Source organism: Microbacterium gallinarum (assembly GCF_014837165.1).
GTDB classification, from domain to species: domain Bacteria; phylum Actinomycetota; class Actinomycetes; order Actinomycetales; family Microbacteriaceae; genus Microbacterium; species Microbacterium gallinarum.
The window spans coordinates 1,326,258-1,342,864 of record NZ_JACSPM010000001.1; the positions used below are offsets into that span (position 1 = coordinate 1,326,258).

Annotated in this window: 9 protein-coding genes; all 9 read left to right on the plus strand. The window is 72.3% G+C overall.

Annotated elements, in window-relative coordinates:
• The first annotated feature begins 80 nt into the window (after positions 1-80).
• The 9 genes from H9622_RS06155 to H9622_RS06195 are packed head-to-tail and all read left to right on the plus strand — an operon-like array spanning position 81 to position 16,598.
• Positions 81-6,155 carry an Ig-like domain-containing protein gene (locus H9622_RS06155; protein WP_191765221.1) on the plus strand — a complete coding sequence of 2,025 codons (6,075 nt, stop codon included), beginning with the start codon at positions 81-83 and terminating at the stop codon, positions 6,153-6,155.
• 55 nt (positions 6,156-6,210) lie between these two features.
• On the plus strand, positions 6,211-7,182 hold the full coding sequence (locus tag H9622_RS06160; RefSeq protein WP_191765223.1) for an AAA family ATPase: 972 nt from the start codon (positions 6,211-6,213) through the stop codon (positions 7,180-7,182).
• The gene (locus H9622_RS06165) at positions 7,182-8,429 is read left to right on the plus strand and encodes a DUF58 domain-containing protein (protein WP_191765225.1); all 1,248 of its coding nucleotides are present in this window, start codon (positions 7,182-7,184) and stop codon (positions 8,427-8,429) included. Before H9622_RS06160 ends, H9622_RS06165 begins: the two co-directional genes overlap by 1 nt.
• On the plus strand, positions 8,426-10,810 hold the full coding sequence (locus H9622_RS06170) for a transglutaminaseTgpA domain-containing protein (RefSeq protein WP_191765227.1): 2,385 nt from the start codon (positions 8,426-8,428) through the stop codon (positions 10,808-10,810). The genes H9622_RS06165 and H9622_RS06170 overlap by 4 nt, the downstream gene beginning before the upstream one ends.
• Entirely contained in the window at positions 10,807-11,973 is a 1,167-nt protein-coding gene (locus H9622_RS06175; RefSeq protein WP_191765229.1) for an RDD family protein, read from the plus strand. Before H9622_RS06170 ends, H9622_RS06175 begins: the two co-directional genes overlap by 4 nt.
• Positions 11,970-12,806 (plus strand): PP2C family protein-serine/threonine phosphatase, encoded by an 837-nt coding sequence (locus tag H9622_RS06180; protein ID WP_191765231.1) that lies wholly within the window; start codon positions 11,970-11,972, stop codon positions 12,804-12,806. The genes H9622_RS06175 and H9622_RS06180 overlap by 4 nt, the downstream gene beginning before the upstream one ends.
• Positions 12,806-14,182: an FHA domain-containing protein gene (locus H9622_RS06185; protein WP_191765233.1), complete on the plus strand. Its 1,377-nt coding sequence runs from the start codon at positions 12,806-12,808 to the stop codon at positions 14,180-14,182. The genes H9622_RS06180 and H9622_RS06185 overlap by 1 nt, the downstream gene beginning before the upstream one ends.
• Positions 14,179-15,876, plus strand: a complete 1,698-nt coding sequence (locus tag H9622_RS06190; protein WP_191765235.1) for a serine/threonine-protein kinase — start codon at positions 14,179-14,181, stop codon at positions 15,874-15,876. Before H9622_RS06185 ends, H9622_RS06190 begins: the two co-directional genes overlap by 4 nt.
• Positions 15,864-16,598, plus strand: a complete 735-nt coding sequence (locus H9622_RS06195; RefSeq protein ID WP_191765237.1) for a hypothetical protein — start codon at positions 15,864-15,866, stop codon at positions 16,596-16,598. The genes H9622_RS06190 and H9622_RS06195 overlap by 13 nt, the downstream gene beginning before the upstream one ends.
• The last annotated feature ends 9 nt before the right edge of the window (positions 16,599-16,607 follow it).

Below are 16,607 nucleotides of genomic sequence, written 5' to 3' on the forward strand. Positions count from 1 at the left end.
GATTCCCGGGTTAGGCTGGTGCTTTCTGCCACTGCGCTCGCCCCGCATGCACCGACCGCCCGGAGGAGGCCGAGGGTCTGATGAAGTCGTTCGCGTGGCTCCGCTCACGCCCACGCGCCGTCGCCTCGGCGAGCATCATCACGGCGGCAGCCGTCGCCATCACGACGATGGCGTTCGTCTACGAGGGCAATCCCACGACCGAGGTCGACCTCCACGACGGCGGCGTCTGGGTGACCAAGCGGTCATCGCTCCTCGTCGGCCACTTCAACCACGAGTCGCAGGTGCTCGACGGCGGGCTCCGCACGGTCGGCACCGACTACGACATCCTCCAGTCCGGGACCAACGTGCTCGTCGTCGATGAGACCGAATCCAGCGTCACGTCGGTCGATCCGGCGATGGTCGCGCTCAACGAGTCCGCCGACGTCCCCGGCGGCGCGAAGGTCGTGCTCGGCGGCACGGCCGTCGGCATCCTCGATCCGTCGTCGGGTGACCTGTGGGTCGTGCCGTCCGCATCGGTCGGCTCGTTCGAGGTGCAGGCCGCCGAGCCCATCGCGAACGTCGGCAAGGGAGCGGATGTCGCGGCCGGCGTCGACGGCACCGTCTACGCCGTGTCGGCCGAGGACGCCGAGATCGTGACAGTCCGCACCGACGCCGAAGGAGCGCCCGCCGGAGATCCGTCTCGCGCAGGCGTCGAGGGCCTCGAGTCCGGTGCCACCGTGTCGATCTCCGTCGTGGGCGATGTGCCGGCCGTCTTGGATGCCAAGAGCGGCATGCTGTTCGCCGCCGGCCGGACCACCGAGGTCGAGGGCGGCCGTTCGGCAGTCCTGCAGCACGCGTCCGCGCAGAACGACTCGGTCGTGCTCGCGACCGCGGACGCACTCGTGCGGGTGCCCCTGGACGGCTCCGAGCCCGTTGCGCAGCCCGCCGGCGCCGAGGGCGGGGCCGCCGCCCCGGTCTTCCTCGAGGGCTGCGCGTACGCCGCGTGGAACGGATCCGGCAAGTTCATCCGCGACTGCGTGGGCGACGGCGACGACCTCGCCACCGACATCGAGGGCGTGAAGGCGTCGTCGGTGCTGCAGTTCCGCGTGAACCGCGACGTCGTCGTGCTCAACGACGTCATCGGCGGTGCGGCCTGGATGGCCAGCGACAGCATGCAGCGGGTCGACAACTGGAACGAGATCACTCCGCCCGAGGGCGAGGCCGAAGAGGACGAGCAGACCACCGAGGAGACCGTCGAGACGACCCTCCCCGAGCGCTCCGAGGTCAACACCCCGCCGGTCGCCACCGACGACTCCTTCGGCGTGCGGCCGGGCCGCACGACCCTGCTTCCGGTGCTCGACAACGACAGCGACCCCGACGGCGACGTGCTGATCGCGGCGGTCGCCGACGACGGCCCCGCCTTCGGTGAGATCACCACCGTCAACGACGGAGCGGCCCTGCAGATCGCCGTCCCCGAGAACGCATCGGGCACCACGTCGTTCGTCTATGAGATCGACGACGGCCGCGGCGGAACCGACACGGCACGCGTCTCGCTCAGCGTCCACGACTGGAGCGTGAATTCGCCCCCGGTGCAGAAGCGCGTCACGAGCGTCGTGGTCGAGGCAGGAGGCGTCGTCTCGTACAACGTGCTCCCCGACTGGATCGACCCGGACGGCGACGACGTCTTCCTGCTCGGCGTGGCCCCCGCCGAGGGAGACGAAGCGGACTTCACCGCCGACGGACGCATCACGTACCGCGCGGTGGGCGGCACGCAGGGCCGCAAGGACGTCGCTATCACGGTCTCGGACGGCACGGAGGAGGCGGCCGGCATCGTGCGCTTCGACGTGCGCCCGCTCGGGTCGACCGACCCCGTGACGAACGCAGACCGCGTCGTCGTGCAGGCCGGGCAGGTCGCGACGATCGCCCCGCTCGCCAACGACACGAGCTCGGGTCGCGAGCCGCTGCGCCTGGTGCGCGTCGACGAGGTCTCCGGCGCGCGCATCGTGCCCGACTTCGCGAACAAGACCTTCACGTTCCTGTCGGACGTCCCCGGCGACTACTACGTCCAGTACCTCGTCGCTGCCGGCTCCAAGAACGCCGAAGGACTCGTCCGCGTGCAGGTGCTCGCCGACAACGACACGACGTCACCGCCGGTCGCCGTGCGCGACGTCGCCCTGCTGCCAAGCGGGGGCGAAGTGCTCGTCAACGTGCTCGCAAACGACACCGACCCGGCGGGCGGCATCCTCGTCGTCCAGTCGGTGACCGTCGAGCCCAACTCCGGCATCTCCGTCGCGGTGATCAACCACGAGACGATCCGCATCGCCGATCAGGCCGCTCTCGGATCGCAGGTGCGCATCTCGTACCGCGTCTCGAACGGCGCGAAGTCCGCCGAGGGCGAAGTGATCGTCATCCCGATCCCCGCGCCGTCCAAGCTGCAGCCGCCCGTCGCCAACGACGACCAGATCGTGGTGCGCGCAGGGGACGTCGTCAACATCCCGGTGCTCGACAACGACTACCACCCGAACGGCGACGCCATCCACGTCGCCCCCGACCTCGTGCCGCCCCTCGTCGAACCCGAGGACGGCGAGATGTTCGTGTCTCAGGACGTGCTCCGCTTCCGGGCGTCCGACGAGCCGGGTACGGTCTACGCGACGTACGAGGTGATCGACAGCACCGGACAGAAGGACGCCGGCTACGTCACGATCCAGGTCCTGCCGGTGAATGAGGAGACCAACGCCGCGCCGCGACCGCGCGACATCGTGGCGCGCGCTCTCGAGGGCAGCCAGGTGCGCATCGCGATCCCGCTCGACGGCATCGACGCCGACGGCGACTCGGTGCGGCTCGAAGGCATCGCCTCGCCGCCGTCGAAGGGACGCGTCGTCGAGATGGGCGCCGATCACCTCGTGTACGAGGCGTTCGACGATGCCGGCGGGGTGGACGCGTTCACGTACCGCGTGCGCGACCGGATCGGCGCCGAGGCGACCGGCTCGATCCGCGTCGGCATCGCTCCTGCCGAGACGTCGAACCAGGCGCCGTTCGCCGCGAAGGACGCCGTCGTCATGCGACCCGGCCGGATCGTGGCGGTGCCCGTCACGGCCAACGACTCCGACCCCGACGGCGACGAGTTCGCGCTCCTGCGCGACGGTCTCATCCTCCCGGACGTCGAGGGCCTGGAGGCGAAGGTGACCGGTGACCGCGTCATCGTCACGGCTCCCGACGAGGAGCTCGAGACCTCGCTGCAGTACACGATCCGCGATGAGCGCGGGGCGACGTCGAAGGCGGTCCTGCAGATCACGGTCGACGAGGACGTGCCGCTCCTGAGGCCCATCGCGCGGGACGACTACGTGCAGGCCGCCGACGTCGACGGCGAGACCGTCGACCTCGAGGTCCTCGCCAACGACGAGGACCCCGACGGCACGGTCGACGAGCTCACGGTGACCGTGGGCGACGCGGGTGCCCGCGTGCTGGGCAACGACCGGGTGCGCGTCACCATCGACGACCGCGACCGGCTCGTGAAGTACACCATCACCGACCGCGACGGGTTCGAGGCATCCGCCTTCATCCATGTCCCGTCGATGAGCTCACTGCCGCCCACCCTCATCTCGACCGAGGCGGTCGAGGTCGACAGCGGCGAGACCATCGAGCTCCCGCTGAGCGAGTACGTAGAGGTCGCGGGCGGTGGATCCGTCGTGATCACCGAGGCTGCGAAGGTCAGCGCGGTCAACGCCGACGGCGCGAACCTCGTGAAGGACCAGCGGACGCTCGTGTACACCTCGAAGGACGGGTACTTCGGGCAGGACGCGCTGACGTTCGAAGTGACCACCGGCAGTGGCCCGGACGACCCGAAGGGCCGCAAGGCGACGCTGACGCTGCCGATCACGGTGCTCCCGCCCGACAACCAGCAGCCGGAGTTCGTCAACGGCTCGCTGGATGTGGCACCGGGAGAAGACCCCAAGGGCCTCGATCTGCGCGCCCTCACCACCGATCCCGACGTCGACGACCTCGACGGCATGCGGTACGAGATCGTGGGCGGCGCTCCCGCCGGCATCACGGCGTCGGTGGCCGGGCAGGAGCTGCGGGTCAGCGCCGGCGCCGACACTCCGAAGGGCACGCTGGAGCGACTGACCATCCGCGTGAGCGACGGCGAGACCGAGCCCATCGAGGGCACGGTCACGGTGCGCGTCACCGCTTCGACCCGCGAACTCGCGACCGCCAATGACGACATCATCGACGAGGCGCACCAGGGCGACACGGTGACCGTCAACGTGCTCCGCAACGACGTCAACCCGTTCCGCGAGGGCCCGCTGACGGTCGTCGACGTGATCACCGAGACCGGCCGCGGCACCGCCGTCATCGATGGCGACGCGGTGCGCGTCACGCCGGACGAGACGTTCTTCGGCACGATGGTGGTCCGCTATCGCGTGGCGGATGTCACGAACGACCCCGACCGCGAGGTCGAGGCCCGTATCCGGCTGACCGTGCAGGGCAAGCCCGATGCGCCGGGCACCCCCGTCGTCTCGAGCGTGCAGGACCGCACGGTGGTGCTGTCGTGGACGCCGCCGGCCAACAACGGCGCCGAGATCACCTCGTACGAGGTCTCGTCGACCGCGGGGAACTACACGAAGGTGTGCGCGTCCACCACGTGCACCCTCGACGGCCTGACGAACAACGTCGAGTACAACTTCACCGTGGTCGCGATCAACCGCGTCGGACCGTCCGACCCGTCGGCGCCGTCCGAGACCGCGCGTCCGGACGCCCGCCCCGACACGCCGCAGCCGCCGACCCTCGCCTTCGGCGACCAGAGCCTCCAGGTCGCATGGGTCACGCCGACGACGCCGGGCTCGCCGGTGGAGTCGTTCACGCTCGAGATCTCCCCCGCTCCGCCTTCGGGCGTCGTGCAGAAGACCGGCGTCACCGGTAACTCCCTTGTGTGGGAGGGGCTCGAGAACGGCGTCAACTACCAGGTGCGCGTGCGCGCCCACAACCGGGCGCCCGAGCCGTCGAGCTGGAGCGCGTGGTCGGCGTCCGAGATCCCGGCACGCGCCCCCGATGCGGCCGGCGCCCCGTCGGTCGAGCGTCTCGACCCGGTCGGCACGCAGGCGCAGATGCGCGTCTCCTGGGTGGCTCCCGCCAACAACGGCGACGCGATCGCCGAATACCGGCTCAACGTTCTGCGCGGCGGAGCGGTCGTGAACACGATCGCCGGGATCCCGGGCGGCCAGACGTCGCAGGCCCTCGCCATCGACGCGTCGACCACCGACTACACGTTCACGGTCGCGGCGCGCAACAAGGCGGGCTGGGGCCCCGACAGCGCGCCGTCGGCGCCGCGCCGCGCCTTCACCCCGCCGGGAGCGCCGACGAACGTCCAGGCGTCGACGCCGAGCGGCAACAGCGCGGTCGTCGTGACGTACAACCCGGCGCCGGGCAACGGCGCGAACGCGAGCGAGCTGCGCTACGAGTACTCGCTCAACGGCGGCGGCTGGCAGGCGAACTGGGACGGCCGCACGATCGGCGGGCTCAGCAACGGCCAGCAGTACACCGTGCGCGTCCGCGCGTACACCGCGCTCGACGGCGTCCGCTACGACGGCGCCGAGTCGGCGCCGTCCAACCAGGTGATCCCGTACGGCCCGGTGCGCAACCCCAGCGTCGACGCCTCCCGAAACGGCCGTGACATCACGTTCAGCTGGAACGCCCCGGCGCCGAACGGCCGCAACATCACCCAGATGCAGATCCGCATCGACGGCGGCAACTGGCAGAACGTCGCCAACAACGGCTCGCGCACGAACACCTACGCCTACAGCACGCGACACACCATCGACGCGCGGGCGCAGGATGCCGCAGGCCAGTGGTCGGCGGTCGTCTCGGCCGCGGCGACCACGGTGGATCCGCCCGAGCCGCGCGCCTGGGTGACGAAGGGCGCCTCGGCGCAGGGCCAGCCGGGCTGCAGCAGCTCGCAGTGCGCCTACTTCGTCGTCAACACGCAGGACTTCCCCGCAGGCAACTACTCGGTGGGATGCAACGCGACCGGCCCGTACGGCGGCACGCCTTTCGTCCAGGGCGCCAGCCGCAACATCGGGGCGAACGACCGGGTCCAGCTCGGCTGCTACTTCGGCGACGACGGCGCGGAGGTCTGGGTCACCATCGGCGGCAAGGCCTACGAACGCCGTACGTGGTAGCCGGCGCACGCACCACGACGAGCACGACGAGAAAGACAACGGACAGGACATCACCATGACCATGACCCCCGAACAGGCCGCCTGGTTCCAGGGAACCTTCGCGCGGCTCGTCGACAACGTCGACCGGGCGCTGCTCGGCAAGCGCGAGGTCGTCGGGCTCGTGCTGTCGGCGATGCTCGCCGAGGGCCATGTGCTGCTCGAGGACGCGCCGGGCACGGGCAAGACGAGCCTGGCCAAGGCGCTCGCCGCCACCGTGCAGGGCACGAGCAGCCGCATCCAGTTCACCCCCGACCTGCTGCCCTCCGACGTGACGGGCGTCACGATCTACGACCAGACGTCGCACCGCTTCGAGTTCCACAAGGGACCGGTGTTCGCGTCGATCGTGCTCGCCGACGAGATCAACCGCGCCTCGCCGAAGACGCAGTCGGCCCTCCTCGAAGTCATGGAGGAGTCGCGCGTCACGGTCGACGGCGTCACGCACGAGGCGGGTCGCCCGTTCCTCGTGATCGCCACGCAGAACCCGATCGAGCAGGCCGGCACCTACAAGCTGCCCGAGGCGCAGCTCGACCGGTTCCTCATCCGCACGTCGATCGGCTACCCCGACCTCGCCGCAGCCGAGCGCATCCTCGCCGGCGCGGCCGATCGCAACCCGTCCTCGCATCTGCCCGCGATCATCACCACCGGTGCGGTGGCCGACATGGCCGACCTCGCCGCCACTGTGCACGTCGAGGGTGCCGTGCTGCGCTACACCGCGCAGCTCTCGGAGGCGACCCGGGCGGATGCCGCGACCAGGCTCGGCGTGTCGGTGCGTGGTTCGCTCTCGATGATCCGCATCGCGAAGGTGTGGGCCGCCGCCCAGGGCCGTCACTTCGTCACGCCCGACGACATCAAGACTCTCGCAGGCCCGGTGTGGACCCACCGTCTCGTGCTCGATCCCGAGGCCGAATTCGCCGGCACGACGGCCGAGACCGTGGTCTCGCGCGTGCTCGAGGACGTCGCGGCACCGCAGGCGAGGTCCGCGGCCTGATGACGACGGAGGCGCTCGGGTCGGCCGCTCCGGTGACGGAGCGCCGCGAATGGTGGGAGACGACCGCCGAACATGCCGCGCGCTGGCTGCGCGGCGTGATCGCCGTCGTCCGCCCTGCCGCCTGGGTGCTGATCGCCGTCGCCGTCGTGCTCTGGATCGCCGGGGCGACGCTCGGCTGGTGGGAGCTCACCGTCGCAGCCACTGTGCTGACCGTGCTTCTCGCGCTGTGTGCGCTCTTCCTCATCGGACGCACGGCCTACGACGTGACCCTCGACCTCACCCGGACCCGGGTCGTGGTCGGAGAGCGCGCGGTCGGCGCACTCACGCTGTCGAACTCGGGCACCCGCGCCATCCTGCCGTCGCGCGTCGTGCTGCCGGTCGGCGCCGGTCGCGGTGAGTTCGAGGTGCATCGCCTGGCACCCGGCGCCTCCGCCGAAGAGCTGTTCGCGATCCCGACGACCAAGCGCGCCGTGGTCGAGGTGGGCCCGGTCAGCGTCGTGCGCGGCGATCCGCTGGGCCTCTTCGAGCGCGTGCATCGCAAGGACGAGCCGGTCGACCTCTACGTGCACCCGCGCACCGTGCTGTTCGAGGGTCAGTCGCTCGGCTTCCTGCGCGACCTCGAGGGCCTGCCCGCGACCGACCTCTCGCGCGACGACGTGTCGTTCCACGCGCTGCGCGAGTACCAGCCGGGCGACGACCTGCGTCACGTCCATTGGAAGTCGACGGCGCGCACCGGCACCGTCATGGTGCGCCAGTATGAGGAGACCCGTCGGTCGCACTTCGTGATCGGGCTCTCGACGCACCCGGGCGACTACCGCGACGAGGACGAGTTCGAGCTCGCCATCTCGGCCGCCGGGTCGCTGGGACTGCGCGCGCTGCGCGACTCGCAGCGTGTCGAGGTCCGCGTGCAGGAGCGCGCGCTCCCCTCGGCGACGGGGAAGCAGTTCCTCGACTCGCTGTCGGGCGTGGTGCACTCGCGTCCGCGCGCCGGAGGCGTCGTCGACCTCGCCGGCATCGTCGCCGCGACGCTCCCGCTGGCGAGCGTCGTGGTGCTGGTGTGCGGCAGCGGGGTCAGCGCCACCAAGCTGCGTGCGGCCTGCGCCCGCCTGCCGTTCGGCGCCCGCACGCTCGCCGTGGTCGCCGAGACCGGCGCCGCTCCCGCGCTGCGCCGCATCGGCGACGCCGACGTCGTGACGGTCGGCTCGCTCGAGCAGCTGCCCGCCGCGCTGCGGAAGGTGCTCTCGTGAGTGCCCGGGCCGAGGTGAGCGTGCGGCGCTGGGTGCTCGACCTGAGCGCGGTCGCCGCGCTCCTCGCCGTGCCGATCGCCGGCTTCTGGCCCACGTTCGGCGGACCCGCCTACCTCCCTGCGGCGATCGGCGGCGCCCTCCTCGGCATGGGTCTCGCCGCGCTCTGCGCCTGGCTGCGGTGGGGCATCCTCCCGCTCGCCGGCCTCACCGTGGTCGCCTACTTCCTCTTCGGCGGCGCCCTCGCCCTCCCGCACACCGCGGCGCTGGGTGTGATCCCGACGATCGACACGCTGGGCCGGCTCGCCCTCGGGGTCGTCACGTCGTGGAAGCAGCTGCTGACCACGGTCGCGCCGGTCGCGGCATCCGATGGTCACCTCATCGTCCCCTTCCTGCTCTCGCTCGTCGCCGCGGTGCTCACGGCCTCACTGGCGCTGCGCCTGCGCACCCCGGCCTGGGCGCTGATCCCCGCGGCGGCGCTCCTGGTGGCGCAGATCGCGCTCGGCACGCCGCAGCCCGCGGTCCCCGTCGTGCAGGGCGTCGTCTTCGCGCTGGTCGCGGCGATCTGGCTCGCCCTGCGGCAGAGCTGGGAGCACGGCACCGGCGCAGTGCCCCTCGGCGACGGGGCGGCCCCCGTGCGCGGGGTGGCCACTCGACGGCTCATCCTCGGCGGTGCCGTGGTCGCGGTCGCCGCGCTCGTGGGTGTCGCCACCAGCGCGTTCGCCGCGCCGCAGAGCCCGCGCTACGTGCTCCGCGACGTCGTGATCCCGCCGTTCGACGTGCACGCCTACCCGAGCCCGCTGCAGTCCTTCCGCGCCTACGTCCGCGACTTCCCCGACGAGCCGCTCTTCTCGGTGACCGGTATGCCCGACGAGGCGCGCGTGCGTCTGGCGACGGTCGACGCCTACGACGGCACGGTCTACAACGTGTCGGACGACGGGGCCGGCACCTCGAGTGCTTTCAGCCCGGTGCGGGGCAACATGTCCGCGCAGGCCGAGGGCACGCCCGCGACCGTGCACGTGGAGATCGGTGCGCTGGAGGGAGTGTGGATGCCGGAGGTCGGCGCCGTCCGCAGCATCGCCTTCGACGGCGATCGCGCGGAGGACCTGCGTCGCACCGCCTACTACAACGAGGGCACGTCGACCGCCGTCGTCACGCGCGAGCTCAGCGAGGGCGATGCCTACACGCTCGAGGCCGTGGTGCCGTCGACGCCGAGCGACGACGCGCTCGAGGGCGACGACTTCGCGCCTGTCGCGCTGCCCGATCAGGAGGGCGTGCCCCAGGCGTTCGTCGAGATCGCGTCGGAGGCCGTCGCCGAGGCCACCACGCCCATCGAGCAGGTGCGCGCACTCCAGACGATGCTGGCCGAGGGCGGCTTCTTCAGCCACGGACTCGAAGGCGAGGTGCTCTCGCGGGCCGGCCACGGTGCGGAGCGCATCTCGACGCTCCTCGGATCCGACCAGATGGTCGGCGACGACGAGCAGTACGCGACGGCGATGGCGCTGCTCGCGCGCGAGATCGGCATCCCCGCGCGTGTCGTGATGGGCTTCTATCCCGAGGAGGATGCCGCCGGCGAGCCGGTCTTCACCGCGACCGGCGACACCCTCCACGCGTGGGTCGAGGTCGCGTTCGAGGAGCACGGGTGGGTCACGTTCGACCCGACGCCGCCCGAGGACCAGGTTCCCAACGACCAGACCACCAAGCCCCGCGCCGACCCCAAGCCGCAGGTGCTGCAGCCGCCGCCCCCGCCGCAGGAGCCGGTCGACCTTCCGCCGACCGTGCCCGACGACCGCGAGTCGGAAGACGAGAGCACCTTCGACGCCGCCCTGCTCGCGCTCATCGTCGTGATCGGCATCGGAGTGCTCAGCGTGCTGGCGCTGCTCGCCGCGCCGTTCATCGTCATCGGCGCGCTCAAGGCCGTGCGTCGTCGCCGCCGCCGCGAGGCCGAACGCGCCGCCGACCGCATCAGCGGCGGCTGGGACGAGCTCGTCGACCACGCGAAGGATTACGGCACCCCCGTCACGCCCGGCGCCACCCGCGCGGAGGACGCCGGAGTCGTCGAGGCCGCGTTCACCGAGCCGCGCGTCATCACCCTCGCCCAGCGCGCGGATCTCGAGGTCTTCGGGCCGTCCGAGCCGACGCCCGACGACGTCGCGGAGTTCTGGCGCCAGGTCGACGAGATCGTCGGCGGCATGGGGGCCGGCCGGTCTGTCTGGAACCGCCTCGGCGCGCGACTGAGCCTGCGCTCGCTGCTCGCCGGCACGCGGTTCGCGCTGCCCGACCGCCGACCGCGAGCGCCGCGCCCGCCGCATGCGCGCCGCGGAGGCCGTGAGACGTCGTCCGAGCGGGCACCCGAGCCCGACGCCCCCCAGGAGAACGCATGACCGCCCGTCCGCCCCTCGCCCTCGTCGCCGCGCCGCCCGGCAGGCGAGTCGGCGCCTACGTGATCGACGCGCTCGTCGCCGCGGCGATCGGCGCCGCGGCAGCCGCTGCCGCCTTCGCCGTCGCCCTGAGCCTCGGCGCCGTCGGCGATGCCCGCACCCTCGCCCTCGCGCTCGGTGTCGCAACCGTCGCGGCGTGGACGTCGCTGCTCGCGTGGTCGCTCGTCTACACAGCGATGCAGGGTGCGCAGGGCTCGGTCGGCCAGCGCGCGCTCGGCCTGCGACTGCTCGACGCCGACGCCCCGGTTGCGATCGGCTTCTGGCGCGCACTGTGGCGCAACGTGGTGTGGTCGGCGTCCTGCGCCATCATCGTCGGCTGGTTCACGCCGCTGTTCGACGCGAGTCCGCGCCGCCAGGGCTGGCACGATCGGGCCGCCGGCGCGCTCGTCATCGACGTGCGGGGAGCGGATGCCGCAGCCGCGGCTGCGACGGCCGCCTCGGTATCGTCCGTCCCGGCCGTGTCCGCTCCGCACCCGTGGTTCCTCGACGCCATCGTCATCCCGCCCAAGCCGGCCCCGCCGGTCGTACCCGCTCCCGTGGCAGCGGTCCCGGCGCAGGCCGCTGCGCCGGCCGTACCGGCACCTGCGCCCGTCGCGGCCCCCGCGCCGGCGATGACGCTCACGGCTGTCCCCGGCACCCTGGCGGTGGCCGAGGCATCCGCTCCTCCCTCCGCGATGATCCCGCAGGCGCCCGCCACCCGCCCTGTGACGCTGCCCTCCGCCGACCAGGCGCGCAGCATGACCGTCCCGCCGCCCGCTCCGCCTGCGCCGATGTTCGACGATCCCGTGCTCGCGGTGCTCACGTGGGACGATGGCGTCCGCATGGCGGTCTACGGCCGCACCCGCTACGGCCGCAACCCCGCTGTCGAGCCCGGGATCGTGAGCGTCCCGGTGCGCGACGAGACGCTGTCGCTGTCGAAGACGCACTTCGAGATCGGCGGGGTGGCATCGGGGCCATGGGTCGCCGACCATCACTCGACGAACGGCACCGTCCTGGTGCGCGGCGGGGAGCGGCATCCGCTCGTCCCCGGCCTGCGCACCGGACTGCGCGACGGAGACCTCCTCGAGCTCGGTGACCGCATCGCTTCGGTGGGAGTGCCGCGATGAGCTCCCCGGTGACCGTGGCCTTCGGATCGGCGACCGATCCGGGGTTGCGCCGAGCGATCAACGAGGACTCCTACCTCGCCGTCGCGCCGCTGTTCCTCGTCGCCGACGGCATGGGCGGACACCACGCGGGCGAGATCGCCAGCGCCACGGTGATCGACGAGTTCTCCGGATTCGCCGGACGCGACAGCCTCGAGATCGATGAGGTCCGCGCGGCGCTGGCCCAGGCTCGGCGCCGCGTCGAGGCGCTGCCCGCCGGTGAGGGCGCCGGCGCGGGCACGACGCTCACCGGGGTCGTGATCGCCGACGTCGACGGCGAGGGCTACTGGCTCGCGATCAACCTCGGCGACTCGCGCACCTACCGCCTCAGCGAGGGTGTCTTCGAGCAGGTGAGCGTCGATCATTCCGTCGTGCAGGAGCTGATCGACGCCGGCCAGCTCGCTCCCGAGGCGGCCTCGAGCGATACGCGCCGCAACGTCATCACGCGGGCGATCGGCGCAGGGAGCGACGGCGACGCCGACTACTGGCTGATCCCCGCCGAGCCCGGTGACCGCATCCTGGTGTGCTCGGACGGGCTGTCCAGCGAGCTCGACAGCGCCGCCATCCATGCCGTCCTGGTGGCCGAGACGCAGCCGCAGTGCGCCGCCACCCGCCTGGTGCACGAGGCCATGCTCCGCGGCGGACGCGATAACATCACGGCGCTGGTGGTGGATGCCACGGCCGTCCGCACCCGGGCGAACCGCCCCGGTGATCACACGTCCCCGTCGGCCGCCGCCGCCGCGGACGAGGTGGACGGAGACACGCTGCCCCGCGTCGTCGCCACGGGAGGATTCTGATGTCGGTCCACTACTCGCCGGGAACGCACCCGGTCGCGGTCACCCCGCAGGGGTTCGCTGCGCTCGCCGACGACACATCGCCCGCTCTCGCCGCACGCATCCACGCGCTCGTGGCCGACGGTCGCGGGCTCGGCGGCGTTCTCGAGGCACTGACGGGTGCGTACGGCACCTCGCTGTCGGCCGTGCCGCCGTTCGCGGTCGCGCTCGCCGAAGGAGGATCCGTCCGACTCGCCGTCCGCGGTTCGTTCGCGCTCGACGTCGACGGCCGCTCGCCCGAGCGCGTATCGGGCGAGGGCGTCACGACCTGGACGGAGCGCGTCGTCGCCGAGGCATCGCGGGTCTCGCTGGACGGGGGAGCGGATGCTGCGCCCCCCGAGCTGCCTATCGCGGACGGCGTCGTGCTCGCCGCCGGCCTCGTGTGGGTTCCCGCCGGCGCGGACGAGTCTGCGGCTGCCGCGGTGAAGACGGAGGCCGCCCCCGCGGAGCGGCCCGATCCGGCCGTGGAGTCGCCCGAGCCTGCACCCGCACCCGCACCCGCGCCTGAGCGCGAGCCTGAGCCCGCACCCGATCCTGCAGCCGAGCCTGAACCGGAATCGGAGCCCGAACCAGAGCTCGAACCAGAGCCCGCGGTCGCACCGCTGCCGCCAGCACAGCCCACGCCCGAGCCTGCCCCGCGCGGACGGTCGGCGCACGTTCCGGGTGCACAGGGCGCAGCATCCGTCGCCCCTCCCTCTCCCGCGACGCCTCTCACGACCCCGTCGGCCGGGCTGATCGACTCCGCCGCCGTGCTGTCGCTCGCCGACGCCGACACGCTCCTGCCCGCCGAGTCGACGCTGATCCCGCGCGACGAGGAGGCCGAGCACGTGCTCGACGAGATCGCAGAGGATCCCGCCCTCGAGGCGACCGTCGTGCGCCCGGCCGACACGCCAGTCGTGCTCGGCGATCACGACGGCGAGACCATCTCGCTCGCCGAGGCCAGGGCGATGCGGGGTGCTGCCGAGCCGGTGCCGCCGCTCGCGCCGCCGCGGCCGCCGGCTCCCGGGCGCATCCGCGTGTCGTCGGGCCAGGTCGTGACGCTCGACCGCACCGTCGTGATCGGACGACGCCCGCGATCGACGCGCGTGTCGGGCACCGACCTGCCGCACCTCGTCGCGGTCGACAGCCCGCAGCAGGACATCTCGCGCAGCCACGTCGAGCTGCGCGTCGAGGGCGACAGCATCGTTGCGACCGACCTCAACACCACCAACGGGTCGACTCTGCTGCGGCCGGGCGTCGACCCGATGCGCCTGCATCCTGGCGAGGCGACGGTCGTCGTGCCGGGCGACGTGATCGATCTGGGCGACGGCATCACGGTGGCGATCGAGGACATCGCGTGAGTTCCAAACGCGCGCCGATGGCGCCACCCGACCTGCCGGGCTTCACGTACGTCGACCTGCTCGGTTCGGGCGGGTTCGCCGACGTGTACCTGTACGAGCAGGCGCTTCCCAAGCGACGGGTCGCCGTGAAGGTGCTGCTCACCGAGCGGATGTCGAGCGGCTCGGTCTCGGAGTTCACCGCCGAGGCGAACGTCATGGCGATGCTCTCGACGCACCCCGCCATCGTGACGATCTACCAGGCCGGCGTCGCGCGCGACGGGCGCCCGTACCTGGTGATGGAGTACTGCCCGAAGCCCAACCTGCAGGTGCGGTACCGCCGAGAGCCGTTCTCGATCGCCGAGTCGCTGCGGGTCGGCGTGCAGGTGGCCGCAGCCGTCGAGACGGCCCACCGCGCGGGCGTGCTGCACCGCGACATCAAGCCGGCGAACATCCTCGTCACCGAGTACAACCGGCCGGCGCTCACCGACTTCGGCATCGCGTCGACCACGAGTGCCGCGGCTGAGTCCGCCGGGCTGTCGATCCCGTGGTCGCCGCCCGAGTCGTTCGCCGACGAGCCGCGCAGCGACCCGCAGTCCGACGTGTACGCCCTCGGCGCCACCGTCTACACGCTCCTCGCCGGTCGCTCGCCGTTCGAGCTGCCCGGCCAGCGCAATACGGCCGCCGAGCTCATCCAGCGCATCGAGACCGCGCCGCTGCCCCCGCTCGGTCGCGCCGACGTGCCGCCGTCTCTCGAACGCACCCTCGAGCGTGCGATGTCGAAGCCGTCGGCCGACCGTTACGAATCCGCCATCGCCTTCGCCCGTGCGCTGCAGAAGGTGCAGATCGAGCTCTCGCATTCGGTCACGCCGGTCGACATCCTCGACGACGGCATCACCGAGGACATCGTCGAAGACGAGGACGAAGGCCTGACGCGGGTGCGAGGCGTCGTCAGCATCTCGCCGCAGACGACGCCCGCCGCCGGCCGCACCCGCCCGTCGGCGGAGACGAGCCCCACCGCCGGGCGCCCGCCCGTCGTCCCGCCGGTGTACGAGCCGGCCGACGCGCAGACCGTCATCCGCGCGACCGCCCCGTCGGCCGCGGCCGCCGAGACGCGCCGACGCTCGCCGGCCGAGATCGCGCCGGAACTCGACCACACCGTCGTGCGTGCGCCGTCTGCGGCGCTCTCGACGTCTGGACCCGCCGTGCCCGCCTCCCCGGCCGTACCGGCGGCCACGGCAGCGCCCGCCTACGAGCCGGTCGCCGATCCCGGAGCCGCAGGCGACACCGCCGCCGCGGGGCCACAGTCGCGTCGCGGACTGTGGATCGGGCTAGGGGCCGCGGCGATCGTCATCGTCGCGGTCATCGTCGGCGTCTCGCTTCCGGGCATCCTCGCCGGACCCGATCCGGTGCCCACTCCGGTGACCTCGTCCGATCCGCAGGATCCGGTGTCGGCGGTCGTGCCGCAGCCCGAAGACCTGTCGGGCGTCGCGACGGCCGACGGGGTCGCCTTCACGTGGACCAATCCCGATCCCCGCGAGGGCGACCGCTACCTCGTCGGCGTGGTGACCCGCCCCGACGAGGAGCCGGTGTTCGAGCCGGTCACCGACGCCGAGGTGACCGTGCCCGCCGACCCCTCGGGGACGACCTGTGTGGAGGTTCTGCTCGTGCGAGACAACGGCCAGTCGTCGGATGCCGTCCGGGGGTGTGCTCCGTGACCGCGCCCACCGACGAGCTGACGGTCGAGTTCGCGGGCGAGGCCTTCACAGTCGGTCCCGACGCGGTCTTCACCGTGGGTCGCGAGGGCGACCTGGCGATCGACGACAACCTCTTCCTGCACCGGCACTTCCTGACGATCGAGAACGTCCAGGGACTCTGGCTGCTCTCGAACGTCGGCAGCCGGCTCGCGGCGACCGTCACCGATTCGGGTGGCCGTGTGCAGGCGTGGCTCGCGCCGGGTGCGCGGCTGCCGCTCGTGTTCGCCGCCACCGCGGTGATCTTCAGCGCCGGGCCGACGACCTACGAGCTCACGATCAGTGTGGCCGAGCCGGCGTTCCGCGAGACGCAGCAGCTCGAGCACGACGACGGGCTGAGCACCATCGGCGACGTGCCGCTCACGCACAGCCAGCGAATGATGATCCTCGCGCTCGCCGAACCCGTCCTGCGCCGCGAGGGCACCGGCATGAGCGAGCTGCCCACCTCGGCGCAGGCGGCCGAGCGTCTCGGCTGGACGCTGACCCGTTTCAACCGCAAGCTCGACAACGTCTGCGACAAGCTGGACCGCATCGGCGTGCCGGGGCTGCGCGGCGGCGTGCGCTCCTACGCCACGAACCGGCGTGTGAGGCTCGTCGAGCATGCGATCGCCGCACGACTGGTCACGCGCAACGACCTGCCGCTGCTCGACCTGGAGCGCGAGTCCGCCGCTGCGGACGACGACTGAGCACGCAGC

Bases quoted from the DNA above. Each gene is read 5' to 3' on its own strand.
- H9622_RS06155 (WP_191765221.1), top strand. From the start codon at position 81: ATGAAGTCGTTCGCGTGGCTCCGCTCACGCCCACGCGCCGTCGCCTCG.
- H9622_RS06160 (WP_191765223.1), top strand. From the start codon at position 6,211: ATGACCATGACCCCCGAACAGGCCGCCTGGTTCCAGGGAACCTTCGCG.
- H9622_RS06165 (WP_191765225.1), top strand. From the start codon at position 7,182: ATGACGACGGAGGCGCTCGGGTCGGCCGCTCCGGTGACGGAGCGCCGC.
- H9622_RS06175 (WP_191765229.1), top strand. From the start codon at position 10,807: ATGACCGCCCGTCCGCCCCTCGCCCTCGTCGCCGCGCCGCCCGGCAGG.
- H9622_RS06180 (WP_191765231.1), top strand. From the start codon at position 11,970: ATGAGCTCCCCGGTGACCGTGGCCTTCGGATCGGCGACCGATCCGGGG.
- H9622_RS06185 (WP_191765233.1), top strand. From the start codon at position 12,806: ATGTCGGTCCACTACTCGCCGGGAACGCACCCGGTCGCGGTCACCCCG.